The sequence below is a fragment of the Pseudomonas batumici genome (assembly GCF_036585405.1).
Lineage (GTDB): Bacteria > Pseudomonadota > Gammaproteobacteria > Pseudomonadales > Pseudomonadaceae > Aquipseudomonas > Aquipseudomonas batumici.
This window is the reverse complement of the sequence record NZ_CP144470.1, coordinates 1,529,842-1,553,678: the sequence shown is the minus strand read 5'-3', so window position 1 is coordinate 1,553,678 and position 23,837 is coordinate 1,529,842. Positions and strand designations below refer to the sequence as shown.

The window sequence follows — 23,837 nt, the reverse complement described above, 5'->3', positions numbered from 1 at the left end:
GTCTGCTTCCCTAGAATGCGTTGCTATCGGTGGGCCAGCACGTGGCCGCCTCACCCCGGAATCAGGACTGAAGCATGGAATACCTGTTGCAACTCGCCGTCAGCCCCACCGCCTGGATTGCCCTGGCGACGCTGATCATCATGGAAATCGTGCTGGGCATCGACAACCTGATCTTCATTTCGATCCTGACCAACAAGCTGCCGGCGCAGTTTCGCACCAAGGCCCGGCGCATTGGTATTGGCATGGCCCTGATCCTGCGCCTGGGCCTGTTGAGCACCATCGCCTATATCGTCCAGCTCACCGCGCCGGTGATCGAGCTGTTCGGCCAGGCGTTCTCCTGGAAGGACATGATCCTGATTGCCGGCGGCCTGTTCCTGGTCTGGAAGGCCACCACCGAGATTCACCACAGCATGGACCCCGAGGCCAAGGAGGCCGAAGACAGCAGCGCCGGTGTATCCCTTGGTTTTGCAGCGGCGATCGGCCAGATCCTGATGCTCGACATGGTCTTTTCCATCGACAGCATCATCACGGCCGTGGGCATGACCGAGCATCTGCCGATCATGGTGGTCGCAGTGGTGGTGGCGGTCCTGGTGATGTTGCTGGCGTCCGAGCCGTTGGCGAAGTTCATTCACGACAACCCGACGGTGGTGATGCTGGCGCTGGGCTTCCTGATCATGATCGGCATGACACTGATTGCCGAAGGTTTCGGTGCCCATGTGCCCAAGGGCTATGTCTACGCGGCCATGGCTTTCTCCGCGGTGATCGAAGGCTTGAACATGCTGGCCCGACGTGCCCGGCACAAGCGTCAGCTGGCAGAAGCCTGATACTGGCCGCATGATGAAAAGGCCGCCTGGGTTCAGGCGGCCTTTTTCGTGGCGTTTTCGTGAAAAACCGTCAGTGGGCGGTGGCGGTACGGGCCTGGGACTTTTCGCTGGATTTGGGCTGCGCAGGCAGGGCAGGGGTGTGATGCCGACGGGAGACTCTCAGGACTCCCCATAACATGGCCGCCGCGACGGTTACCCAGCCGAGCACCAACAGTACAATGATCGCTACAAGGCTCATCAGTGCCTCCTTCGCCCGTTCGGGCTCACTCACTTCGTCCGTCTTCCTGCAAATCCAGTCTAGACGTTGCTGTGTTGCAGTCCATTGACCAAAGGTCGTGGGGGTGCAGTCATTTCGCTCTATCGCGCCAGGCAATCTGCAACGAAAGGCTATACCCTTGTTCACCTGCGACCTATGATCAGGGGCCCTGCCAGGTGTTGAGCGGCCTGGCGATTGACCAAGAGAGTGAAGATGTTCAAGGGATCAACAGGTTTGCAAAGGGTACCGGGGCGGCGCTTGTGGCTGGTGGGCGCGTTGTTGCTGGGATTGGGCGGTTGTGCCGGCGGTGTTGCGCCGGACGTCCAGCGCCTGCCGGAGCGGGTTGAACTCAATGCCGTGCCGTTCTTCCGTGGCGAAGCCTATCAAGGCGGCACCATGGCCCTGGCCAGCATGTTGTCGCAGCAGGGCGTCAGCGTGACGCCGGGGTTGCTGGAGAAACCGCTGAAATTGCCGGGCGCCGAGGACGGTCTTGAGCGAAACATGCAGGTCCTGGCGCGTGAGTACGGCATGGTGGTGTACCCGCTGGATCCTGACTTGTCGGCGTTGCTGGCTCAGGTCGCGGCCGGGTATCCGGTGCTGGTGCGGTTCAACGAGGGCCGGGTGTGGTCGACCCCGCGCTATGCGGTACTGGTCGGTTACAACCGGAGCAAACAGACCGTCCTGCTGCGCTCGGGTATGAATCGCCGGATGCTGATCACGTTCTCGGCCTTTGCTTCGGCCTGGAAGGATGCCGGCAGTTGGGCGGTGCTGGTCCAGGCGCCGACGCAATTGCCGGCGCAGGTTGATCGGCAGCGCTGGTTGAAAGCCGCCAACGACCTGGCCCAGGCCGGTCAGGAGCAGGCGGCGGCCCAGGCCACGAAGGCATTGGTCGGACATTGATGGCAAGGTCTGCAACAGGCTGGGGTGTTCAAACCCCCAGCTTGTCCCGCAGCGTGTAATACCAGGCGCCCAGGGCGGTAAATGGCGTGCGCAGCAACTGGCCGCCGGGGAAGGGATAGTGCGGCAGGTCGGCAAAGGCGTCGAAACGCTCGGCCTGGCCGCGCAGGGCCTCGGCCAGCACCTTGCCCGCCAGGTGGGTGTAGGTCACGCCGTGACCGCTGCAGCCCTGGGAGTAGTAGATGTTGTCGCCCAGACGACCGACCTGCGGCAGGCGCGACAGCGTCAGCAGGAAGTTGCCGGTCCAGGCGTAGTCGATCTTCACATCCTTGAGCTGCGGGAAGGCCTTGAGCATTTTCGGCCGGATGATCGCCTCGATATTGGCCGGGTCCCGTGCGCCATACACCACGCCGCCGCCGAAGATCAGGCGCTTGTCACCGGAAAGACGGTAGTAGTCCAGCAGGTAGTTGCAGTCCTCGACGCAGTAGTCCTGGGGCAGCAGCGATTTGGCCAGTGCATCGCCCAGGGGCTCGGTGGTGATCACCTGGGTGCCGCAGGGCATCGACTTGGCGGACAGTTCCGGCACCAGGTTGCCCAGGTAGGCGTTGCCGGCGACGATGATGAACTTGGCCCTGACCTTGCCCTGGGGCGTATGCACCACGGGGTTGGCGCCGCGTTCGATGCGCACCGCCGGAGACTGCTCGTAGATCGTCCCGCCCAGCGACTCGACCGCGGCCGCTTCGCCCAGCGCCAGGTTCAACGGATGAATATGGCCACCGCTCATGTCGAGCAAGCCGCCCACGTACTGGTCGCAGCCGACCACTTCCCGAATGCGCCGCTCGTCCAGCAGTTCGAGCTGGGTGTGGCCGAAGCGCTCCCAGAGCCGCTTCTGGGATTCGAGGTGACCCATCTGTTTCTTGGTAATGGCGGCGAATACACCGCCGTCCTTCAGGTCGCACTGGATATTGTACTTGGCCACGCGTTCGCGAATGATCCGACCGCCTTCGAAGGCCATCTGCCCGAGCAACTGGGCCTGCTTGGGGCCAACGCTGCGTTCGATGACATCGATATCGCGGCTGTAGCTGTTGACGATCTGCCCGCCGTTGCGCCCCGACGCGCCGAAACCGACCTTGGCGGCCTCCAGCACCGTGACCCGGAAACCGTTCTCCAGCAGGAACAGTGCGCTGGACAGCCCGGTATAGCCGGCACCGATCACGCACACATCGGTCGTGACGTCATCCTGCAGGGCAGGGCGTTCCGGTACCGGATTCGCCGAAGCGGCGTAGTAGGACTGGGGGTAGGGCGTGTTCGCCATCCTGCAACCTCTGTTTTATATTTTTTACGATTGGCCTGATCCTACCTTAGATGAAATACCCCCGCCAGCCACCCCGGGAAAAAGCCGGCGTTTGCAGAACTCAGTAAAAAATATGCATATTCAAAGAGTTAGCAAAATAAATGGGTTGACACTCGCGAGAAAATCCGCAAAATACCGCCCCACAGCAGGCACGTAGCTCAGTTGGTTAGAGCACCACCTTGACATGGTGGGGGTCGTTGGTTCGAGTCCAATCGCGCCTACCAAATAAAATCCGCTCTGCTGGGCGGTCAGAAAGGGTCAACCGAGAGGTTGGCCCTTTTTTGTTTTCGGGTGCTTACTAAAAAATACGCATATTCATAGGCTTAGCGGAAAGAAAAGGGGTTGACACTCCTTCGAAATTCCGTAGAATGCCGCCTCACAGCAGGCACGTAGCTCAGTTGGTTAGAGCACCACCTTGACATGGTGGGGGTCGTTGGTTCGAGTCCAATCGCGCCTACCAAACAAAATCCGCTCTGCTGGGCGGTCAGAAAGGGTCAATCGAGAGATTGGCCCTTTTTTGCGTCTTGGGTTCAGCAAGTGTTCTCGGCTCATCAGATCCGTACTGGCTGGACTGTCATCTGTGGCGGCTTGACGGTCGATCCGCAGCATTCTTGAAATACCGCCACACATTCAGTCGATTGACCTTCCTCCCTCTTTTCCCGAACATCCGGCCTCAAGCGCTGGGCTTTTATTCACCCTCAATGGACTTCAGGTGGTGGGCGTCAGGGCAGAGTTGTTGAGTGTCACGCTGTTCATCACGAGTCTTTTTTGTTTTGTCTTCTCTTATGTGTGTGCAATACAGGAGGTGGGGCAGTGAAAGCCACAATCGTTCTCCTTTGGCTGGCGGGTATCGTTCTGCTGATGACCGTTGCCATTTATCGCGGTCGCAAGCAGGGGGCTTCCAATGAGCTGTCCGTGCCATCTGATCGTGAGCTGCTTGATCGAGCGACGACCGAGTTGCAGGCGCTCAGGGCAGAGGTCAATTATCTCGGTAGAAAAATTGAAGGCAGGCAGGACGCTGACTCAAGGGATACCGACAGTGCAGGCTTGAAGCTGCAAACTTTGGGGGCAAAGCTCTAGTCTCTGTTTCAGCCCTGGCCGATATGCGTGGACTCCCGGACAATGCGCTCATGAGTGCTGAGTTTCCAAGCGCCCGCCATTGAGCGGGCTTTTCTTTCCAGGGCGTTTTGGTTGTAGCGGGGATATCAATGGTACGGATACTGGCAATTTCCGGGAGCCTTCGGGCAGCCTCTTCAAACGGCTCGCTGCTGCGCGCCGCCGAGAGACTCAGTCCTGAGGGGGTGTCGATCCAGCATTATCTGGAGGTGGGGCAGCTACCTCATTTCGACCCGGACTTGGCTGACCATCCTCCGGCGATCGTTGTGGCGTTGCGCGAGCGGATCGGTCGGGTGGATGGCATCCTGATTTCGTGCCCTGAGTATGCGCGCGGCATTCCGGGATCGTTCAAGAACGCGCTGGATTGGCTCGTTGCCAGTCACGAGTTTCCCGGCAAGCCGGTGGCGCTGTTCAATGCATCGCCACGGGCGAGTCATGCGCAGGCGGCGCTCAGGCTGGTGCTGGATACGATGTCGGCGAATCTTGTCGAATCGGCATCGATTACGGTGAATTTGCTGGCTAAAGAGATGGGGGAGGCGGAGATTGCCGCGGACCCGCAGATTCGCCGGCAAATCGTTTCAGCCCTGGAAGCCTTCAAGGGTTGGATCGATGAGAAAAGTCGGGTCCCGGAGAAGCAGCCGGTCGACGTCTGATGGCTCGCGATGAGCCTGAGGGCGTCATCCTTGACGCCCATCGCGAGCAGGCCTGCTCCTGCAGTCAGTCGGACTTGCGGTCCTGCCGGGCATCGATGAAGGGCAGGGAGCCGCTTGGCAGCACTGTTGTCGGCAGCACGCCGTTCCAACGCTCCGCCTTGGTCAACTCCACCAGGTTCTGGTTGCTCGCCAGCGCCTGGGCCCGGGCCTTGATCGCCTCGGCTTCGGCCCGACCGCGCAGTTCGGTGGCCTGGGCATCGGCCTTGGCCTGCGCCAGTTGCGCATCGGCTTCGGCTTGTGCCTGGGTCACGCGGATCTGCGCCTGGACCTGTTCGGTCGCCAGTTGCTGTTCGCGGGTCTTGACCTGGACTTCGGCGGCCATGCGCGCCTCGATGGCTTTCTCATAGGCGTCGCTGAAGTCGATGTTCTCGACCTGCACGCTGTCGATAATCACTGGTCCTGTGATCGCCGCCTTGATCGCCATGGAAATGTCACTGACCAGCTGGACGCGGTTCTGCACGGCGGCCACGGCGTTGAACTGGCCGAAGACGTTCTCGACCTGGGTCGGTACCTGACGACTGATCAGGCGGTCGCGGATGCCCTCGATATCCTTGAACTGGGTGTACACCTTGGCGACATCGGAGGGTGCGACGTGCCAGGAGACCGAGACCTTGAGCTGCGCCGATTGCTGGTCCTTGCTGTAGGCCTGGAGGTTTTCGTACGCGGATACCTGGCTCTGGGTGCTGATCAGCTTCACCGTTTCAATGAACGGCGTCTTGAACGACAGTCCCGGGTCCACCACGCCGACGAGCGCGCCGTTTCTCAGGAGCACGCCGCGCTCGGTTTCATCCACGGTGTACCAACTGCCAAAAAACACGATGAGCAGGATCAATGCAGCTGCACCACCCACCGCGCTGCCGATCATATTACGGGTCATATTTCGTTCCTTTGATGAACGGGCAAGCCATCCCTGGACGCGCTGCCGGCGTGTTCAGGGACTGCTCCCCGTTAACATGGCCAATGGTTTCGCAGGCGGTCTCGCTGACCGCAATGGTCCCGGACACCTGTCGGGCCGCCCTTGTCGGCGGCCCGACATGATAACCATTTGACCGGTCTCATTCTGAGAAACCACTCTCAGACCAGAGCGCAAACCGTCGTCGGCGGGCTATCCCGTCTGGGCCACCGTGACCTGGCAGTCATTTTTTTTGGTGATATTGAAAAGCCATATTGACCCATTGTCGGACAATCTGTAGATTGCGCGGCCTGTGTCAAGGAGCGACAAAAATGGCTAATGGAATAGTCCAGCCTACCTGTTTGTGTCTGTTCGAAAAATTCGCTACCCATTCTCATTCTCGTCAAACGACTGTTCTGACGCAGGATGCGGCTGTCTCGATCAACCACTGCGAATTACTCGAGCGCGTTGCGCAAGTGCGCAGCGTGCTGCGTCAACGTGCCCTCCAGCGTGGGCAGGTGGTTGCCATTGCCTTGGCGTCCGGCTTTGACGTGCTGTCGATGACACTGGCGGCCTGGGCCGAAGGCCTGGCCATTTCCCTGCTGCCCCATGAACTGGGCACGTCTTCCGGCAAGCCCGATGACGGTCGTTTGAATGGCATGCTCGAGTTGATCGAGCCGGCCCTGATTCTCGCCAGTGAGCCTGTCCGGCAACAGTTGTCCCGGGAGTGGGCGAGCCGGGTCCTGACGGATGTCGCGCTGGGCGAAGCACTTGGCAGCGGGCCAGCGCTGCATGAGCCAGCGCGTTGTGTCCCCGCCGACCTGGCCATTCTGCAGTTCACTTCCGGCAGCACCGGACTGCCCAAGGCCGTGTGCATCAGCCAGGCAATGCTCAGTGCCAATTGCCAGGCGATTGCCGAACGGGTCGCGGTCAACCCGAGCGACCGGATGGTCAGCTGGCTGCCGTTGCACCACGATATGGGCCTGTCGGCGATCACCCTGGCCTGGTGGTGCGGCATCGATCTGGTCCTGATGCCGACGCGTGAATTCTCCCGGCAACCGCTCGCCTGGCTGCAGGCGCTATCGCGCTATAAAGGCACCTTGTCGCCGGCGCCGACATCGGCCTTTGCCTTGCTCAATCGCCTGGCGGGGCGGGTGCGTGACGGTGAGCTGGATCTGTCCGCCTGGCGTTACGCCTGGGTGGGGGCCGAGCCGGTGTTCCATGACCATCTGCGCCAATTCGAAAGCGCATTCGCCTGCCATGGCCTGCAGTCCGGGGTGTTGCAACCGGCCTATGGCATGGCCGAAGCCGTGGTGGCGGTTTCCCTCAATCCGCCGGGGCAGTCGCTGCGCGTACGTTGGCTGGATACCCGCGCCTTGCATGCCCTCGGAGAAGTCATCGAGCTGGGCGAAGGGGCTCCCGGTTCCGCCGCGTACCTGGGTAACGGCAAGGTGGTCGATGGGGTCGAGTTGCGCATCGCCGATGAGCACGGGCTCGCGCTGGGCGAGGGTAGCCTGGGTCATATCGAAATTCGCGGAAGCTCGGTGATCAGCCAGTACCTGAAGGTCGAGCCGGTACGTCGCCAGGGCAGCGACTGGTACAGCACCGGCGACCTGGGCTTCCTGCTCGACGACGAAATCTATATCACCGGGCGCACCAAGGACCTCATCACGCGCGCCGGCGTGAACGTCAGCCCGCAGATCATCGAATGGGCCCTGGAAAGCTCGCTTGGGCTGGCCGCGGGCTCGGTCGCCGCCTTTTCCTGCATCGACGGTCGCCTGGCCAGGGAGAGCGTGGTGGTGGTCATGGCGAGCAACGCGCTGGCCGGACGCGAACTGGACGATCTGCGTCGCGAGGTGGCCCGTACGGCGGTCCGGCATGCGGGTGTCCAGGTCGATGACCTGGTGCTGATCCGGCGCGCGGATTTCCCCAGGACCACCAGCGGCAAGATTCAACGCCAGGCCCTCTGTCGACGCTACCTCGGTGGCGAGTTGAGCAGCGTCGCCGCAACCCAGACCCCTCTTTCCGTTTAACCCACCCAGCCGCACGGATTGCATGCGTGCAAGGAGCACTTGTGTTCGACGTTATTTGCCAGACGATTCGTAGTCTTTCGCTGCAAGGCATTCTGCCGGCCCATTTGAGCAGTTTGCCCTTGCAACCCGATGACGCCTTGCTCGATCTGGGCCTGGACTCCCTCAGCCAGCTGACCTTGCTCTCCGAGCTGCGCGGGCGCCTGGAGATGAGCATTCCGGCCGAGCCCATCGACGGTCTGACCACCTTGGGCGAGCTGGCGGAACTGCTCGACGAGGCGAACGTATACGAGCTGTCTCCAGCCATCTGAGGGGCGGCGAACATGTCCAGTATTCCCAATAAAGCGCCTGGTTGGTTCCTCAGTGCCAGGGCCGATACCTTGGCCATCCTGATCGGTGGGCCGCTGATTTCCGTGGCCTTGTTGCTGGCGATCCTGCACGGTCCGGCCTTTCTGATCGGTGCCTTGCTGTTCGCCCTGTTCCTGGATGTGCCCCATGTGCTGCACACCCACGTGCGGCTGCTCGCCGAACCGCTGGAATACCAGCGACACAAGGTGCGCTTCTGGGCCAGCCTGGGGCTGATCAGTGCCCTGTGTCTCGGGCTTTATGCGTTCGGTGCCTTTGCCTGGCTGGTGGCGATCTGGGTGTACTGGCAACCGTATCACGTGTGTAAGCAACATTTCGGCGTCGCCGCGCTGTATGCGCGCAAGTCCGGCTACCGGCATTCGACCACGCCGATCCGTACGATGGTGCTGGCCGGTTTCGCCGCGCCCCTGTTGTACCGGATCAGCCATGGCGGCTTTCATTTCGGTGACTACCGGCTCTTCGGGCAGGCGTTGCCCTTCGCCAATATCACCATCCCCACGCCACCGATCGGGCCGATCTGGGCCGTCCTGGCCTATGCCGTGTTCGCCGTCGTGACCCTGCGCTTCATCGTCATGCAATGGCGCCAGGGCCTGCGCGGCGAGGCCTTGCCCAGGTTCGTGCTGGTGATGCTGGCGGTCTCGCTGGGGCTGTACAACGCGGCCTACCTGCTGGTGGGCGATCTTTACGCGCTGATCCTGATCGGTACCAGCATCCATGCCTTGCAATACCACCTGGTCTGCGCCTCGACCGTGCAGGCCGGTTTGCGCAGGACCAGCGACCAGCCGGTGCCGGCGGGTCTGCTGGGCACCGGCCATCGCTGGGTCAGGCAGATGGGCGAGCGGCCCTGGATCTGGTTCGCCAGCCTCGGGATGGCCAGCCTGTTGGTCCTGAGCCTGGAAATGCCTTCGGTCGGCCTGCTGCCCTTGATCGTCGTTCTCCACCACTTCTATCTGGACGGTGTGATTTGGAAACGTCCTTGAAACGCGAACCGGCAGCGAGCGGGCAGGGCGAGCGCGGCTTTATCGAGTCCCTGCGCCCGCTGGTCGAAGACCTGCGCCCTCATCAGCCCTGGCGCTACTGGTTGGACTTCGGGGTGAACATCGCGGCTTTCTGGGCGGCATTGTCCTTGCTGGAGATTGCCAGCCCGTGGCTTCAGGCCGGGTGCTACCTGGTGGCGGTCTTCACCCTGTATCGCTGCGCGATGTTCATCCATGAGCTCAGCCATATGCCCAGGCGCGCGGTGCGCGGATTCAACCTGGCGTGGAACCTGACCTGTGGCATCCCCTTGTTGCTGCCGTCGTTCCTCTACCTCAGCCATATGGATCATCACACGCTGGCCCGCTACGGTACCCGCCAGGACCCGGAATACCTGCCGTTCGAACAGCGCTTCGCCAGCAGCATGGTGACCTTGGCGCTGGGCACGCTGTTGACCCCGTTGTTGCTGTGGGTGCGCTTCGCCCTGGTCGGTCCGCTGTCCTGGTGCCTGCCGGCGTTGCGGCGGCTGGTGGTCGAGCGCTACAGCGCCGTGACCTTGCATGCCGCTTACCGCAACAACCCGGCGCGGCTGTCCGCCCGCCAGGCTTACAACCGCCTGCTCGAAGGCCTGACCAGCCTGTATGCCTGGACCCTGGTGGTCACCGCGGGCAGTGCGTGGTTGCCCTGGGAGCGGATCGGTTGGTTCCTCGCGGTGATCTACGGCGTGCTGTTCATCAATATGTTCCGCACCTGGTTGGCGCACCGCTACGCCTCGCCCGGTCATCCCGTCTCACTGCAATGGCAATTGAGCGACTCCACCACCCATGCCCGCCAGGGCGGCTGGATCGAGTTGTTCGAACCCCTGGCCCAGCGTTATCACGCGATGCACCACCTGTTCCCGGCGTTGCCCTATCACGCGCTCAAGACCGCCCATGAGCGGGTCATGGCGGCAGACGGCGTGGCCGCCGACCTGTACCGGCAGACCGCTTCGGCGCACCCGGCACCGACTTCCATTTCCTTCCCGACAGAGAATCCTTCATGAGCCGCTGGCAAGCCATCAGTCCCTTCGAACAGCATGTCAATCCGGCCATCGGCGAACTGATCCGCCGGGTCGGGCTCGACAAGACCTTTGTCCGCGGTGAGGGCTGCTATCTGTATGACGCGCCAGGGCGGGCCTATCTGGATTTCCTCGGAGCCTATGGGGCGTTGCCCTTCGGCCACAGTCCGGACGCATTGCTGGCGGAGCTGGCGAGCTTCCAGCACAGCCGCGAGCCGATCTTCGTCCAGCCCTCATGCCTGGCGGCCAGTGGCCTGTTGGCCCAGCGCCTGCTGGAGTTGGCGCCGGGCAAGTACCGCAGCGTGACCTTCCAGAACAGCGGGGCGGAGACGGTCGAGGCGGCGTTGAAAGCCTGCCTGGTGAAGACCGGGCGCAAGCGCATCCTGTCGACGCACCACAGCTTCCACGGCAAGACCCTGGGCGCGTTGTCCGCCACCGGCTCGGATAAATACCAGGAAGGCTTCCAGGCACCGCTGCCGGGTTTCGACTTTGTCGACTACGGCGACATCCAGGCCATCGAAGCGCAATTGCAGCGCTATCCGGGCGCCTATGCCGCGATCATCGTCGAGCCGATCCAGGGCGAGGGCGGCATCAACCTGCCGCCGGCCGATTACCTCCAGGCCGTTCGCGCGGCGTGTGACCGCCACGGAACGCTGTTGATCATCGACGAGGTGCAGACCGGGCTCGGGCGTACCGGCAAGCTCTTCGCAAGCGAAGGGGTGCAGGCCGACTGCCTGCTGCTGGCCAAGGCCCTGGGTGGCGGGGTCATGCCGATCGGTGCCTGCCTGCTGGCCGAAAGCGCCTATAGCGAAGACTTCCAGAACAAACACTCCTCGACCTTCGGCGGCAACACCCTGGCCTGCCGTATCGGCCTGAAGGTGCTGGACCTGTTGCGCGACCAGCCCGAGTTGCTGGACAACGTCCGGGACAACGGCACTTATCTGCTGGAGCAACTGCAGGGACTGGCGCAGCGTTACCCGAGCTTCATCCGCGAGGTGCGGGGCGCCGGTTACCTGATCGGCATCGAGTTCACCCTCGACCGTAGCCATTACCCGCAGTTTCACGGCGGCTTCACCGGCATCATGGGCGAACAGGAAAGCCTGGTCCCGGTGCTGGCCAGCTACCTGTTGAATGTCGAAGGCGTGCGGGTGGCACCGACGCTCAATGGCGCCAGCGTCATGCGCGTGGAGCCGCCGCTGATTGCCGGACGCGCCGAGTGCGAACACTTCCTGCAGGCCCTGGCGCGGACCCTGCAGCTGGTGGCCGAAGGTCGCACCGGCACCTTGCTCGCGCACCTGCTGGAGGCCGATGCCGGCTCCCCGGGTCCCGACGACCTGCCGTTGCACTCGGCACGCTTCGACGAGCCGGTCGCTGACGATCATTTCGCCTTCATCCTCCATCCGCTGGAACTGGAGAACTACGCCGAGTTCGATGAAAGCCTCAGTCATTACTCGCGCCATTCCCTGCAACTGCTCGAGGAGCGTCTCAACCCGCTGCTCGATCCGTTTTTCGTTTCCACGGTCGAACTGACTTCGCCGGCCACCGGCCGCAAGGTCAGCGGCGACCTGATCATGGTGCCGCGTTCAGCGGCGCAGATGGCGGCGATGCCGGTGGAAGAGTCCTGTGCCCTGATCGGCCAGGCCATCGACATGGCCAAGGGGCGCGGTGCCAAGCTGGTGGGCCTGGGCGGGCATACCTCGATCGTCACCGGCGGCGGCCTGCGTCTGCTGGACAAGGGCATCCCCCTGACCACGGGCAACACCTACACCTTGCTCACGGCGGTCGAGGCCGCCTGTCGTGCGGTGCACCTGACCGGGCGGCGCATGCAGGACATGCGGGTCGCGGTCATCGGCGCCACCGGCAGCATCGGTTCGGCCATTGCCCGGCTGATCGCCGGCCAGGCCGGCCAGTTGACCCTGGTCGGCAACCCCAAGAGTGCTCGCTTCAATACGCCGCGCTTCGCCTCGGTGATCACCCAACTGGTGGCCTATGGCGCGCAGAGCGTTGCGGCGCAAGGCAGTGTCCTGGCGGCGATTGCCCGGCGTCTGGAGGGGCAGGACGCCGCCGAACTGGGCCGTGCGCTGCTGGACGAAAACGGCAGCCAGACGCCGCTCAAGTGGAGCAACGATGTCCAGCAGTCGCTGGCGGATGCTGACCTGGTATTGATCGCGACCAACAGCGCCGAGCGTTTCATCAGTGCCGACGATATCGCCGTCGGCACCATCCTTTGCGACATCTCGCGGCCGGCCAATGTCAGCCAGGACATCGCGGCCCGCCGGCCCGATGTGCTGGTGCTCGACGGTGGCATCGTCGAGATGCCGGGCGACGCGCGATTGGGTTCGCGCTACGGGATCCCCGACGACCTGGCCTATGCCTGCATGGCCGAGACCATGATGCTCGCCCTCGAGGGCGAATGGCGTCATGCCAGCCTGGGACTGGACCTGAGCAATGAAGACCTCGAGCTGATCGAAGGCCTGGCGGGGCGCCACGGTTTCAAGCTGGCGGGCTTGCGCAGTTTCGACAAGGCCCTGGACCCACAGGCCTGGAAACGTTACGCCGAACGTTTCCAGCCGGTCGCCGAACCCATTTGAAGAGAGAGCACGCCACATGCCCGTATTGGAAAAGACCACATTGATCAAGGGGCGCAGTTGCGCCGAAGTGTTCGACTTCTGCCTGGAAGGGGCCAACTTCCCGAAGATCTTCCCGGAGCCTGTCACGCCGCTGGGCAAGATCGACATCGCCGACCTGCGGATCGAGCAGGGGCGCGAGTTCCGCTTCCGGCACTGGATGTTCGGTTTCATTCCGGCCAACTGGACCGTGCGCATTCGCGAGGTCAAGGACAACCAGCACTTCATCGACGAGATGGTCAAGGGGCCGCTCAGTGCGTTTCGCCATGAGCACCTGGTCAAGCCTGCCGAAGGCGGCACGCTCTACACCGACCGGGTCACCTACCGGGCCATCGGCGGCGCACTGCTGGAGCGGCTGTTCGTCAATGCCTACATGAACCGCATCTTCGAGGCGCGCCATCGCAACATGCAACAGTTGTTGGACGTCGTCGCATGATCAGCATTCAAACCGTCGACAGCCCCAAGCGCCTGAAGCAGTTCATCGAGTTGCCGTTTCGGTTGTATGCCGATGACCCGTTGTGGATTGCGCCGCTGCGCAGTGACATGAAGCGCCTGCTTTCGCCGCGGCACAACCCGTTTTTCCGCGAAGCCGAGATCGAGCATTTCCTCGCGGTGGATGCGCAGGGGCAGGTGCAGGGCCGGATCAGCGTGAGTATCCATGCCGCCTACAACGAGCGTTTTGGCGATGAGCATGTGTTCTTCGGTTTCTTCGAGGTCGCGCCGGATCCTGCGGTTTCCCGCGCCTTGTTCGAGGCCGTGGGCAACTGGGCCAGGGCACGCGGCAAGTCCCGCCTGCTGGGGCCCTACAGCTACACCTCGACCCAGGACGCGGCGCTGCTGCTGGAGAATATCGACGGACGTGCGCCGACGCTGCTGCAAACCTACAACCCGCTCTGGTACGCCGACACCCTCAAGCAACTGGGCTTCGAGCTGGCCTTTACCTTCAGCACCTATGGCGTGACCGCCGAGCAGTACCGGGTACGGCGCAAGGCCAGTCGCAGCGACCGGGTGATGCCGGGCAGCCAGTTCAGCGTGCGCACCGCCACCCGCGCCGATTTGCGCGACAACCTCGATGAAGTCCGTTGCCTGTTCAACAGCGCATTTGCGGAGAACTACGAGGTGGCGCCGATTTCCGCGGCGAGCTTCAAGTTCCAGATCGACAGCGTCAAGACCTTCATCGACCTGGAGGGCATCAAGCTGATCGAGCTCGAGGGGCGTGCCGTGGCGTTTTTCCTGATCCTGCCGGACCTCAACCAGATCCTCGACAAGCTCAAGGGCAGCCTGGGGCTGTTCGACCTGCTCAAGCTGGGACGCTACAAACGCGGCGTCGATGGCGCGGTGATCGCGCTGATCGGTGCCGATCCCAGCGTGCAGGGCAGTGGCCTGGGCCGCTTGATCGGCGACGAGATCGGGCGTTATGCCGAACCGCGCTTCGGCCGCCTGGACACCATGTGGATCGATGACCGCAATCCTTCCAGCTATGTGCTGGCGCGCAACCTGGGCATGCGCCGGACCAAGCGCTATGGCGTGTTCGGGCTCGATCTCGTTGAAACATCGCTCTGAAACGGAGTTGCAAACCGGATGGATACACCCCTGATTTCCCTCGCGGGACTGAAGAAGTATTACCCCAGCGGCGACGGTCGCAGCCTGGTGCTCAACCATATCGACCTGGATATCGCGCGGGCCAGCATGACCGTGATCCGCGGCATCTCGGGTTCGGGCAAGACCACGTTGCTCAACATCCTCGGCGGCCTGGACCGGGTCGACGAGGGCCGGGTCCGGGTCGGCGATGCACTGCTCGACTCGATGGACTTTGCCGCATTGACGCGCTTTCGCGCCGAGCGGGTCGGGTTCATTTTCCAGTTCCACAACCTGATCCCGACGCTGACGGTCAAGGAAAACGTGTTGACCGGATTGGAGCCGATCCGCACGGTCACCGCCCAGGACCATCGGCGGGCCGAAGAGTACCTGCACAAGGTCGGGCTGCTGGAGCACGCCGAGAAGTTTCCCGCCAAGCTCTCCGGCGGGCAGCAGCAGCGCGTGGCGATTGCCCGTGCGCTGATCAAGGAACCGCAACTGATCCTCGCCGACGAGCCGACCGGCAGCCTGGATGAGGACACCGGGATGCGGGTGTTCGAGTTGCTGCGCCAGATGCAGGAAGAGAAACAGGTGACCGTGGTGATCGTCACCCACAACCCGGCGTTGGGGCAGCATGCCGACCAGGTCTACGAAATGCGTTCCGGTCACCTGCACAGGGCCGCCCAATGAATATGCTGGTCCGGCATGTGCTGCGTTCGATCCTGGTCATTCGTTACCGGCTGCTGACCATCGCCTTGATCTGCGCTTCGACCTTCGGCGTGCTGGTGGGCGCCTACTCGGCGATCGACAGCCTGTTCAATACCGTGGAAGACATCCAGTCGTCGGCCTCGATGGCCGGGTTTGAAGTGATCTTCGCCCCGGACGAGCAGATCAACCTGCCGACGTTCGACGACATCCCCGGGGTGAGCGCCACCTACCCGCGGCTGTTGATGCCCGGGCTGGTGCCGCTGGGCGGCGAGCAGCCGGTGGCGGCGCTGATGATCAGTTCGCCGGCGCAGGATTTCTCCACGGTCAACCGGCTCAAAGTGCTCGACGGCCGCTTGCCTGAGGCGCAGGATGCCGCCGGCGTGGTGCTGGAGCGCAACTGTGCCGAGTTCCATGGCAAGCGGGTAGGGGACCGGTTCAATTTCGTTTCCGGCCATGCCGATTACCCGGTCGAGGTCGTCGGCATCGTCGAAAGCCCGGAATACCTGGTGGCGCCGTTGAATCCCAGCGTCTATGTGCCAAGCAACGGTTCGTTGTGCGTGGTGTTCGCCGACCAGGCGCTGATGCGCCAACAGTTGGGCTTCGCCGCGGTGAACAGCCTGCTGTTCGGCCTGTCGGCGGATGCCGACCTGGGCCGGATCAAGCAGGCCGTGACCGAGCGGGCACAGACCCGCCTGGCGGTCGATTATGTGCTGCCGCGCCAGGAGCAGTTCAGCCAGAAATTCCTCGAGCTGGACCTCAACACCTTCAAGGTGTTCCTGCCCACGGTGGTGCTGATCTTCGCCCTGTCGTCGACCCTGGTGGTGTTCTTCCTGATGTACCAGTGGGCCAAGGAAGAGCGGCCACTGATCGCCATGTTCCTCACCCTCGGCTATACCCGTCGGCAGGTCGCCTGCGCCTACAGCCTGCCGGCGTTGATGCTGATCGCGGCGGCGCTGCTGCTCGGTTGCGGCTTCGCCCTGTTCGACATGTACGCGTTCGGCCTGAACTACGCGCGGGCCATCGGCATGCCGAAACCGCACTTGATGTTCCAGCTGCCTTATCTGTGGCGCGCCGGCCTGGTGCTGTGCGGCACCGTGGCCCTGGGCATGTACCTGCCCATGCGTTCGATCCTGGGCATCACGCCGATGGACGCCCTGCGCGACGTCGGCGCCGGCCAGGAGCAGCCCCTGGCCCAGCGCATGGTCGCCTGCTTGCGGCATATCGGCGGCCCGTTCTGGTTCCGTTACTCCTTGCGCAACCTGCTGCGCAGCTGGCGCATCAGCCTGGTGACGGTGCTCGCCATGGCGGCGAGCATCGCGATCACCATCGCCTTCTACATTTCCCTGACCTCCATGGAACGCACCGCCATCAACAACGTCGAGCGCGACAACTGGAGCCGCGTGGTCGACCTGGATGTGCCGTGGTGGGATGAGGATATCGCCCGTCTGCAGGCGCTGGCGCCGGGCAGTCGCTGGTCGACCTTCGTCAAGGGCGGCGCCCAGGTCAGTGGCCGCGGACGGTTGGACAATGCCAGCCTGTTGGGGATCGAGCCGGCCGACGGCGTGCGCCATGTCAACCTGATGCAAGGCCGCATGCTGCTGGACGGCGATCGCGATGCCGTGGTGATCGAGCGGCGCATCGCGATTGCCCAGGGTGTCGGTCCCGGTGACCGGCTGACCCTCAAGGTCCGCGGCAACGACTATCAGGCGAGGGTCGTCGGGGTGTTCTCCGGGGCTTTGCCGGGCGAGGTGATCACCAGCAAGGACTACGCCCGGCGCATGCTGGCGCTGGATGAACAGTTCACCGGGGCCTATCTGGTCGACACCGGTGCGACGGGCCTGGAAGACGCGCGGATCTATGCCGTGCCGGGTGTGGTGCGGGTGACCTCCAAGCAGGACATCGTCGCCGCCATCCTGGAAATCAGCTCGCATATCTGGGTGATCATCCATATCTCGGCGCTGATGAGCATCGCGATCGCCTTGCTGTTCGCCGTGACCAGCATGAACTTCAGCATTGTCGGTCGACGCGGCGAATACGGGGTGCTGCGCATCCTCGGTTTCAGCGACCGCAACGTGTCGCTGATCATGCTCTGCGAAACCTTCAGCATCGCCGTGGTGGCCGGATTGGTGGCCATTCCCCTGGGCTACGGCCTGGGCGCGGTGCTCAACCATCGCCTGACCGATGTCTGGTTCAAGATCAACACCGACCCGGCCTCGAGCGATTTCCTGCGGGTGATCCTGCCCGCCCTGTTGATCATTCCCTTCGCGGCGATGCCCGCCATTCGCCATGTGTTGCGCATCCCCGCGGTCGACACCCTCAAACTCAGGAATTTTGGATGACTCGCCGATTGCTTGCCGTTTTACCCGTGTTGCTGACCTGTTCCTGGCCGGCGCTGGCCGACGATGCCCTGTCGATCATGCAGGACTCCGACCGGCGCATGAAGGCCCAGGATGAACAGATCGACTACCGCATGGAGCTGTTCGAGGCCGACCACCTGACGTTCACCCGCCAACTCACGCGGCTGGACAAGCGCATGAGCGACCGCACCGGTACGCTGGTGCGCTTCACGGCGCCGGCGGCGGTGAAGAACGTCGCGCTGCTGATCGAGGACAGCGGTGCGGCGACCAACGATATCTGGTCCTACACCCCCTCGACCAAGAACCTGCGGCGCCTGGCCGGTTCGCAGAAACAGAACTGGTTCATGGGCACCGACTTCACCTACGAGGATTTCGAGGACTACAAGCTGGCCAGCTACCAGTTCGCCAGCCTGGGCAAGCCCGAACCCTGCCTGAGCTGGCCGGCCTGTCGCCGGATCGAAGCCCGCGCGCAGACCGAAGAGGCGCGCATCTCGGGCTATTCGCGCAAGGTCTACTACCTGGAGGAGAGCAGCCGCTACCCGGTGCAGATCGATTACTTCGATGCCCAGGGCACGCTGGTCAAGCAGCTCAAGACCGATGGCCTGCAGGTGGTGGGCGGTTTCAGCCGACCGACCGCGCAGACCATGTTCAACCTGGCCGCGAACAAGAGTACGCGGATGATCGTCGAGAAGGTCAGCATCAATCCCGGCATCGCCGAGGCCAATTTCACCCAGCGTGCCCTGCGCACCGAACATTGATCCGAGTACCCATCATGTCGACTCAATCCCTGGAAACCGTGGTGCTGGAACTGCTGGCCACGACCCTTGAACTGGACATCACCGAGCTGGACATCCAGCTCAGTGTCGACGAACTGGGGCTCGACTCGCTGGACGTGCTGAAGCTGACGTACGCCATCGAGAAGCGCTTCCAGGTCAATCTGTCCAGCTACAGCCACACCGACATCAGTTCGGTGGCCCGCCTGATCGAGATACTCGCCGAGCAACTGGCGAGCCTGCGAGTCGCTTCATGAATGAGGTCGTGATCACCGGCGTCGGCTGTGTGTCGCCCTTCGGTATCGGTCGGCAAGCCTTGTGGGACGGTCTGACCCAGGCGCGCTGTGCGATTGCCCCGGTGCCGTGGCTGCCGGGGCAGTGCAATGCCGGCGCGCTGCCCGAACAGGCGCTGGAGGGCTGCTTCAGCGCCAATGAGTTGCTGATGTTCGACCGCTCGACCCAGTTCGCCCTGCTGGCGGGCCGCGAGGCGCTGGACATGGCGGCGCTGGACATGGAGGCGGTCGACCGCCATCGGTGCGCGGTGTACATGGGCACGGCGGTGGGCGGCAGCGACTCGCTGCACAGCGCCTACCTGGATCTTTATCAGGCTGGCAGCCAGACCCTGGCCCCCTGGACCGTGCCCCGGGTCATGGCGAATGCCGCGGCCAGTCACCTGAGCCTGCGCTACGGTTTCAAGGGCCCGGCGATGACGTTGAGCACCGCCTGTGCCTCTTCGACCCAGGCGGTCGGCGAGGCCTATCGGCTGCTGCGCCAGGGCGATGCCGACATCGTGCTGGCCGGTGGCACCGATGCCTGTCTCAATCTGTTGGTGTGGAAAGCCTGGGAGGCGTTGCGGGCCATGGCGCCGGACACCTGCCGACCGTTTTCCGCCGGCCGCCGCGGCATGGTGCTGGGCGAGGGCGGGGGCGTCCTGGTCATGGAAACCCTGGCCCATGCCCGGGCGCGTGGTGCGCGGGTGTTGGCCCGGGTGCTGGGCTACGGCGTCAACAGCGATGCCGGGGACCTGATCAAGCCGTCGGTGGAAGGCCCCGCGCTGGCGATGCGCAAGGCGATGGCCGACAGCCGGCTGGCGCCCGAAAGCTTCACCTACATCAATGCCCATGGCACCGGCACCTTGCTCAATGACCGCTGTGAAACGGCAGCCATCCGCCAGGTGTTTGCCGATCATGCGGACCGCTTGCAGGTGTCCTCGGTCAAGTCGGCCATCGGCCACCTGATGGGTGCGGCCGGTGTGGTGGAGTTGATCGGTGGGCTGATGGCGACCTTGCAGGACCGGATCCCACCGACCCTCAATTACCAGGCGGCGGATGCCGAGTGCGATCTGGACTACGTCACTGAAGGCGCTCGCCCGGCCCGGGTCGAGGCCTGGTTGAAGAACTCCTTCGCCTTCGGTGGACTCAATGTCTCCCTGGCCCTGGGGCGAGCCGGGGAGGGTGAGCAATGATCCTGGTGACGGGGGCCAGCGGCTGCCTGGGCAGCCACATAGTGCGGGCCTTGCTGGCGCGCGGGGAGGCGGTCGCCGTGCTGGTCCTGGCGAACGATCCGGCATCGGCCCTGGTGTCGGTGAGTGACCGGGTGTCCTGGCGCGTGGCGGATCTGCTCGATCCGGCCAGCCTCGAACGGGCACTGGACGGTGTCGACCAGATCTATCACGCCGCCGGCCTGGCGCTGCCTTATGAAAGCGCCCGGGCGCGGATGTTCGCGGTCAATGTGCAAGGCACGGTCAACCTGCTGCACGCCGCGCGTCGCGCTGGCGTGCGGCGGGTGCTGCATGTGTCGTCGATTGCCGCCGTGGGCTATCCGGCCGGCGAGGCGGATGAACACATGGCCTACAACGGCGCGGCCTTCAGGCTGGCCTACATGCACAGCAAGCGTGCGGCCGAGGAGCGGGTGCGGCAGTTTTGCGCGGAGGGCATGGACATCGTGATCGCCTGTCCGTCGGCCGTCATCGCACCGAATTGCGATGTGCGGCATGGCTGGGGCAAGGTCATGCTGGACCTGCGTCAACGGCGCCTGCCGTTCATCCCGCCCGGCGGGATCGCCGTGATCGGTGCCGAGGACCTGGTGCAAGGGCTGCTGGCAATCATGGACAAGGGCCGGCGCGGCGAGCGCTACATCCTCAGCAGCCTGAACGTCAGCTATCGCGAACTGTTCACCGGCATGGGCCGCGCGCTGGGCGTGTCCGAGCCGCGCTGGCAACCGCGGGGCTCGACCCTCAAATGGATCGTGGCGCTGTTGCGGCCGCTGGATCTGCTGACCTCGCTGATCCCCTTGCGACTCTCGGCGGATGTGGTCCGCCTGCTGGGGATGAACGTCTACTACCGCACCCACAAGGCCCGTCAGCAGGTGGGCTTCGCGCCCCGGCAGACGCTGGAGCAACTGGTCGGCGAGACGGCCCGTTGGCTGTTGGCCCGACAGGAGATTGAGCAATGAATGCATGGACGGCATTTGCCCAGGCGGCACGTCCCGACACCCCGGCCGTCACCGAACTGAACCAATGGTTGCAGGATTGGGCCGGGCGCCTGGATTTCCGCCTGATGGACGCGCGCCGCTGCCTGCCGCCGCACCTGGTGCTGGCCCTGGGCAATCGCGGGGTGTTGGGCATGCAGGTTGCCGAAGCCCAGGGCGGCCTGCTGGGCTTTTCGACGTTCGAACTGCTGCGGGTGCAGCGCCAACTGGGGGCCATCGACCTGACCCTGGCGTTTTTCGTCGGGCTCAACAACGGCCTGGGTATCCGTCCGATCCAGCGCTTCGGTTCAGCCGCCGCGAAGGCCCGCTACCTGCCCCAACTGGCCACCGGGCGGATGCTTGCCGCCTTTGCCCTGACCGAGCAGGGGGCCGGTTCCAACCCGCTGAACCTGGCGGCGACGGCACGGCGCGAGGGCGATCATTGGCGTCTGGACGGGCGCAAGTCCTGGTGTGGCTCTGCCGCCTGGGCCGGGGTGATCTCGGTGTTTGCGCGGCATCTGGACGAGCAGGGGCGCGAGTGCGGTTTTATCGGTTTCTGCCTGGATGCCGACCAGCCGGGGCTGCGCCAGGGCAGCGAGGCGCTGACCCTCGGTCTCAAGGGCATGGTCCAGAACCAGGTGCATTTCGACGCCGTCGAGGTCGGCGCGGAGCAGGTGCTGGGCAGCCAGTTCGCCGGGATGGCGGTGGCCAGCGACACCATGGTCTTCGGTCGCCTGGGCATTGCTGCCACCTGCATCGGCGCCCTGTGGCGCTGTGTGCAACTGATGACCCGCTACAGCACGCGCCGCTCCCTGGGCACCCATCGACTCTGGGATCACGAGCACACCCAGGCGCAGATCGGCGGGGCTATCTGCGCGGCAACCGCCCTCGGCGGTTGGGTCGATGACCTGGCCACGGGCCTGGACCAGGGACAGCCCGCGCCACCGGCCGAGGTGCTGGCGGCGGTCAAGTGGCTGGCCAGCGAACTGCTGGGCGAAGTCAGCGACAGCGCCTTGCAGATGCTCGGCGCCCGCGGCTACTGCGATAACAACCCCATCGGCCAGCTCTGGCGCGATGCGCGCATCACCCGTCTGTTCGAGGGCCCGTCGCAGACCCTGGCGGCCTTTATCGGGCAACGTGTGCTGGAGCAGCCGGCCGTGATCAAGGCGTACCTGGCGTTCATGCCCCACGGCCAGCTGGCTATCCAGCGACTGGACGCCTGGCTGTCCAGCGAGCGGTTGCAGCCACGGGACAATGATCGCTTGTCCGAGCAGGTGCTCCAATTGGGGCAGTGTGTCGCCTGGCTGATGCTCTCGGCCCAGGCGCTGGAAGAGCATTGTCGTCCCTGGGTGGCGTCGCGCCTGGAGAAGGCTGCGCGCGACTGGGAGCATCTGGCCTCGCCGCGTTTCACCCTGGCCGGGCTCGGTGAGTGGGTCGATGCCCGGATCGGTGCTTTCGACCGGCAGCGTGCCGACGAGGAGGTCGCGCTCGATGAGCTGCTGGTGTGTGGGGATGACGCATGATCAACAGAACCTTGGGCCTGGGTGCGCTGTTGTTGTTCAGCATCGACAGCCAGGCCAGTGCGCTTGATGCCGTGGATTTCAATGGCCGGCTGGAGACCCGCCAGGCCGTGACCCGCGAGGGCGAGTGGGGGCTCGACGAATATTCCGCGTTGCTGGGCGGTGCTTGGCAAGGGGAGTCGGGCTGGCGGCTGAAGGCGCAGGTCAGGGCGCTGCAGGAGAACAAGCTCGACGGTGATTACCACGAGATCGAGCCTCGCGAGCTGTTCGCCGAATACCAGGGCGAACGCTGCACCTCGACCCTCGGTGTGCAACAGGTGGTGTGGGGCAGCGCCGACCGCTTGCGGGTACTGGATGTCATTCATCCTTTCGACCGGCGCGAAGGTTTCTTCGGTGACTATGTCCAGCAGCGCCGCCCTCTGGCGATGCTCAACAGCGAGTGCTCGGTGTTCGAGGACCAGTCGTTGCAGATGTTGCTGATCCCGCAGACCCGCAAGGACCTGCTACCGTCCAGCGACGGACGTTTTGCCGAGCCCCGGGTCGGCGATCTGCTCACCGGCATCCCCCGAAGCGAAGCATCGGACCCGGACTGGCGCAAGCCGGCGGACTGGACCCCGGCACTGCGCTGGAGTGGCAATGCCGCAGGTGTCGACTATTCCCTCAACGCCTGGCATGGCTGGCAAACCGAAGACACCCTGAGCCCGGAGCTCACGCGCAGCGGCCTGAGCTATCGTGAGCAGTTGCAGCGGCGTACCTTGTTCGGCGGCTCCTTTGCCGTGCCTGTCGGTCCGGTGGTGGTCAAGGGTGAGGCGGCGCTGACCCCGGATGACTATCGCTACTACCGGGCGCCGACGGGGATCGTCGATGTGAAGAAGAACCGGCAGCGGCAATTGTTGCTGGGCGTCGACTACCTGACCGGAGACTGGTTCTTCGGCGTGCAGTACTACAACCAGTGGAAGGACGCTGTCGACCAGGCTTTTGACCAGGATCGTTCGGAAATCGTCAGTCTTGCGATACGCCGGGAAATGCTGCAAGGACGGCTCTACCTGACGGCATACGTCGCCCAGGACCTGAGGCAGTCCGCGCAGTATGCCGCCCTGGAAATGCGCTATGACCTCGATGCCCACTGGCAACTGCGCACCGGGCTGGATGTGTTTGCAGGCGATCGGAGCAGCTTCGGTTACTTCGAGGAGCAGACCCGCTGGGTCAATGCCGTGCGTTACTCGTTCTGACTTTCAGGCGGCCAGGAATCAGCACGTCGGTGGTGGAACCTCTTTGGGTGAAACGAGTCATAGCTATGTGCCATCTCGGCACTTCACAAGGAT

22 protein-coding genes and 2 tRNA genes are annotated in these 23,837 nt (G+C 63.8%); 21 read left to right on the top strand and 3 right to left on the bottom strand.

Annotation, left to right across the window (positions count from 1 at the left end):
* The first annotated feature begins 74 nt into the window (after positions 1 to 74).
* Positions 75 to 824 carry a TerC family protein gene (locus NUH87_RS06760; protein ID WP_338525326.1) on the top strand — a complete coding sequence of 250 codons (750 nt, stop codon included), beginning with the start codon at positions 75 to 77 and terminating at the stop codon, positions 822 to 824.
* A 70-nt stretch (positions 825 to 894) separates the two neighbouring features.
* On the opposite strand, the gene NUH87_RS06755 is transcribed toward NUH87_RS06760, so the two are convergent.
* Positions 895 to 1,062 (bottom strand): hypothetical protein, encoded by a 168-nt coding sequence (locus NUH87_RS06755; RefSeq protein ID WP_338525325.1) that lies wholly within the window; start codon positions 1,060 to 1,062, stop codon positions 895 to 897.
* A gap of 231 nt (positions 1,063 to 1,293) precedes the next feature.
* On the opposite strand from NUH87_RS06755, the gene NUH87_RS06750 reads away from it, so the two are divergent.
* Entirely contained in the window at positions 1,294 to 1,980 is a 687-nt protein-coding gene (locus tag NUH87_RS06750) for a PA2778 family cysteine peptidase (RefSeq protein ID WP_338525324.1), read from the top strand.
* A gap of 28 nt (positions 1,981 to 2,008) precedes the next feature.
* On the opposite strand, the gene NUH87_RS06745 is transcribed toward NUH87_RS06750, so the two are convergent.
* On the bottom strand, positions 2,009 to 3,292 hold the full coding sequence (locus NUH87_RS06745) for an FAD-binding oxidoreductase (RefSeq protein ID WP_338525323.1): 1,284 nt from the start codon (positions 3,290 to 3,292) through the stop codon (positions 2,009 to 2,011).
* 186 nt (positions 3,293 to 3,478) lie between these two features.
* On the opposite strand from NUH87_RS06745, the gene NUH87_RS06740 reads away from it, so the two are divergent.
* The 4 genes from NUH87_RS06740 to NUH87_RS06725 all read left to right on the top strand — a co-directional run bounded on the left by NUH87_RS06740 (position 3,479) and on the right by NUH87_RS06725 (position 5,100).
* A tRNA-Val gene (locus NUH87_RS06740) sits at positions 3,479 to 3,555 on the top strand.
* Between the two features lie 159 nt (positions 3,556 to 3,714).
* Positions 3,715 to 3,791: transfer RNA gene (locus NUH87_RS06735), tRNA-Val, on the top strand.
* Between the two features lie 353 nt (positions 3,792 to 4,144).
* Positions 4,145 to 4,411: a hypothetical protein gene (locus tag NUH87_RS06730; RefSeq protein ID WP_338525322.1), complete on the top strand. Its 267-nt coding sequence runs from the start codon at positions 4,145 to 4,147 to the stop codon at positions 4,409 to 4,411.
* A 128-nt stretch (positions 4,412 to 4,539) separates the two neighbouring features.
* Complete coding sequence (locus NUH87_RS06725; RefSeq protein WP_338525321.1) at positions 4,540 to 5,100, top strand: NADPH-dependent FMN reductase; 561 nt, start codon at positions 4,540 to 4,542, stop codon at positions 5,098 to 5,100.
* 64 nt (positions 5,101 to 5,164) lie between these two features.
* Here NUH87_RS06725 and NUH87_RS06720 read toward each other — a convergent pair whose 3' ends face one another.
* On the bottom strand, positions 5,165 to 6,037 hold the full coding sequence (locus NUH87_RS06720; protein WP_040069594.1) for an SPFH domain-containing protein: 873 nt from the start codon (positions 6,035 to 6,037) through the stop codon (positions 5,165 to 5,167).
* Positions 6,038 to 6,384: 347 nt separating this feature from the next.
* Between NUH87_RS06720 and NUH87_RS06715 the strand changes: the two genes are divergently transcribed.
* The 15 genes from NUH87_RS06715 to NUH87_RS06645 are packed head-to-tail and all read left to right on the top strand — an operon-like array spanning position 6,385 to position 23,744.
* Positions 6,385 to 8,085 (top strand): AMP-binding protein, encoded by a 1,701-nt coding sequence (locus NUH87_RS06715; protein WP_338525320.1) that lies wholly within the window; start codon positions 6,385 to 6,387, stop codon positions 8,083 to 8,085.
* 41 nt (positions 8,086 to 8,126) lie between these two features.
* Entirely contained in the window at positions 8,127 to 8,393 is a 267-nt protein-coding gene (locus NUH87_RS06710) for a phosphopantetheine-binding protein (protein WP_338525319.1), read from the top strand.
* 12 nt (positions 8,394 to 8,405) lie between these two features.
* A complete protein-coding gene (locus NUH87_RS06705) occupies positions 8,406 to 9,428 on the top strand; it encodes a hypothetical protein (protein ID WP_338525318.1) in 1,023 nt (340 codons plus the stop codon).
* The gene (locus tag NUH87_RS06700; RefSeq protein ID WP_338525317.1) at positions 9,425 to 10,465 is read left to right on the top strand and encodes a fatty acid desaturase; all 1,041 of its coding nucleotides are present in this window, start codon (positions 9,425 to 9,427) and stop codon (positions 10,463 to 10,465) included. The genes NUH87_RS06705 and NUH87_RS06700 overlap by 4 nt, the downstream gene beginning before the upstream one ends.
* On the top strand, positions 10,462 to 13,071 hold the full coding sequence (locus NUH87_RS06695; RefSeq protein ID WP_338525316.1) for an aminotransferase class III-fold pyridoxal phosphate-dependent enzyme: 2,610 nt from the start codon (positions 10,462 to 10,464) through the stop codon (positions 13,069 to 13,071). Before NUH87_RS06700 ends, NUH87_RS06695 begins: the two co-directional genes overlap by 4 nt.
* A gap of 16 nt (positions 13,072 to 13,087) precedes the next feature.
* Complete coding sequence (locus tag NUH87_RS06690) at positions 13,088 to 13,543, top strand: SRPBCC family protein (protein WP_338525315.1); 456 nt, start codon at positions 13,088 to 13,090, stop codon at positions 13,541 to 13,543.
* The gene (locus NUH87_RS06685; protein ID WP_338525314.1) at positions 13,540 to 14,670 is read left to right on the top strand and encodes a hypothetical protein; all 1,131 of its coding nucleotides are present in this window, start codon (positions 13,540 to 13,542) and stop codon (positions 14,668 to 14,670) included. Before NUH87_RS06690 ends, NUH87_RS06685 begins: the two co-directional genes overlap by 4 nt.
* 18 nt (positions 14,671 to 14,688) lie before the next feature.
* On the top strand, positions 14,689 to 15,375 hold the full coding sequence (locus NUH87_RS06680; RefSeq protein ID WP_338525313.1) for an ABC transporter ATP-binding protein: 687 nt from the start codon (positions 14,689 to 14,691) through the stop codon (positions 15,373 to 15,375).
* Positions 15,372 to 17,732: an ABC transporter permease gene (locus NUH87_RS06675; RefSeq protein WP_338525312.1), complete on the top strand. Its 2,361-nt coding sequence runs from the start codon at positions 15,372 to 15,374 to the stop codon at positions 17,730 to 17,732. The genes NUH87_RS06680 and NUH87_RS06675 overlap by 4 nt, the downstream gene beginning before the upstream one ends.
* A complete protein-coding gene (locus NUH87_RS06670; RefSeq protein ID WP_040069577.1) occupies positions 17,729 to 18,508 on the top strand; it encodes an outer membrane lipoprotein-sorting protein in 780 nt (259 codons plus the stop codon). The genes NUH87_RS06675 and NUH87_RS06670 overlap by 4 nt, the downstream gene beginning before the upstream one ends.
* Before the next feature lie 14 nt (positions 18,509 to 18,522).
* Positions 18,523 to 18,780: an acyl carrier protein gene (locus NUH87_RS06665; protein ID WP_040069575.1), complete on the top strand. Its 258-nt coding sequence runs from the start codon at positions 18,523 to 18,525 to the stop codon at positions 18,778 to 18,780.
* On the top strand, positions 18,777 to 19,988 hold the full coding sequence (locus NUH87_RS06660; RefSeq protein ID WP_338525311.1) for a beta-ketoacyl-[acyl-carrier-protein] synthase family protein: 1,212 nt from the start codon (positions 18,777 to 18,779) through the stop codon (positions 19,986 to 19,988). The genes NUH87_RS06665 and NUH87_RS06660 overlap by 4 nt, the downstream gene beginning before the upstream one ends.
* Complete coding sequence (locus NUH87_RS06655) at positions 19,985 to 20,977, top strand: SDR family NAD(P)-dependent oxidoreductase (RefSeq protein ID WP_338525310.1); 993 nt, start codon at positions 19,985 to 19,987, stop codon at positions 20,975 to 20,977. Before NUH87_RS06660 ends, NUH87_RS06655 begins: the two co-directional genes overlap by 4 nt.
* Positions 20,974 to 22,515, top strand: coding sequence for an acyl-CoA dehydrogenase family protein (locus NUH87_RS06650; protein ID WP_338525309.1), 1,542 nt, complete (start codon positions 20,974 to 20,976; stop codon positions 22,513 to 22,515). The genes NUH87_RS06655 and NUH87_RS06650 overlap by 4 nt, the downstream gene beginning before the upstream one ends.
* Entirely contained in the window at positions 22,512 to 23,744 is a 1,233-nt protein-coding gene (locus NUH87_RS06645) for a hypothetical protein (protein WP_338525308.1), read from the top strand. The genes NUH87_RS06650 and NUH87_RS06645 overlap by 4 nt, the downstream gene beginning before the upstream one ends.
* Positions 23,745 to 23,837 lie beyond the last annotated feature (93 nt).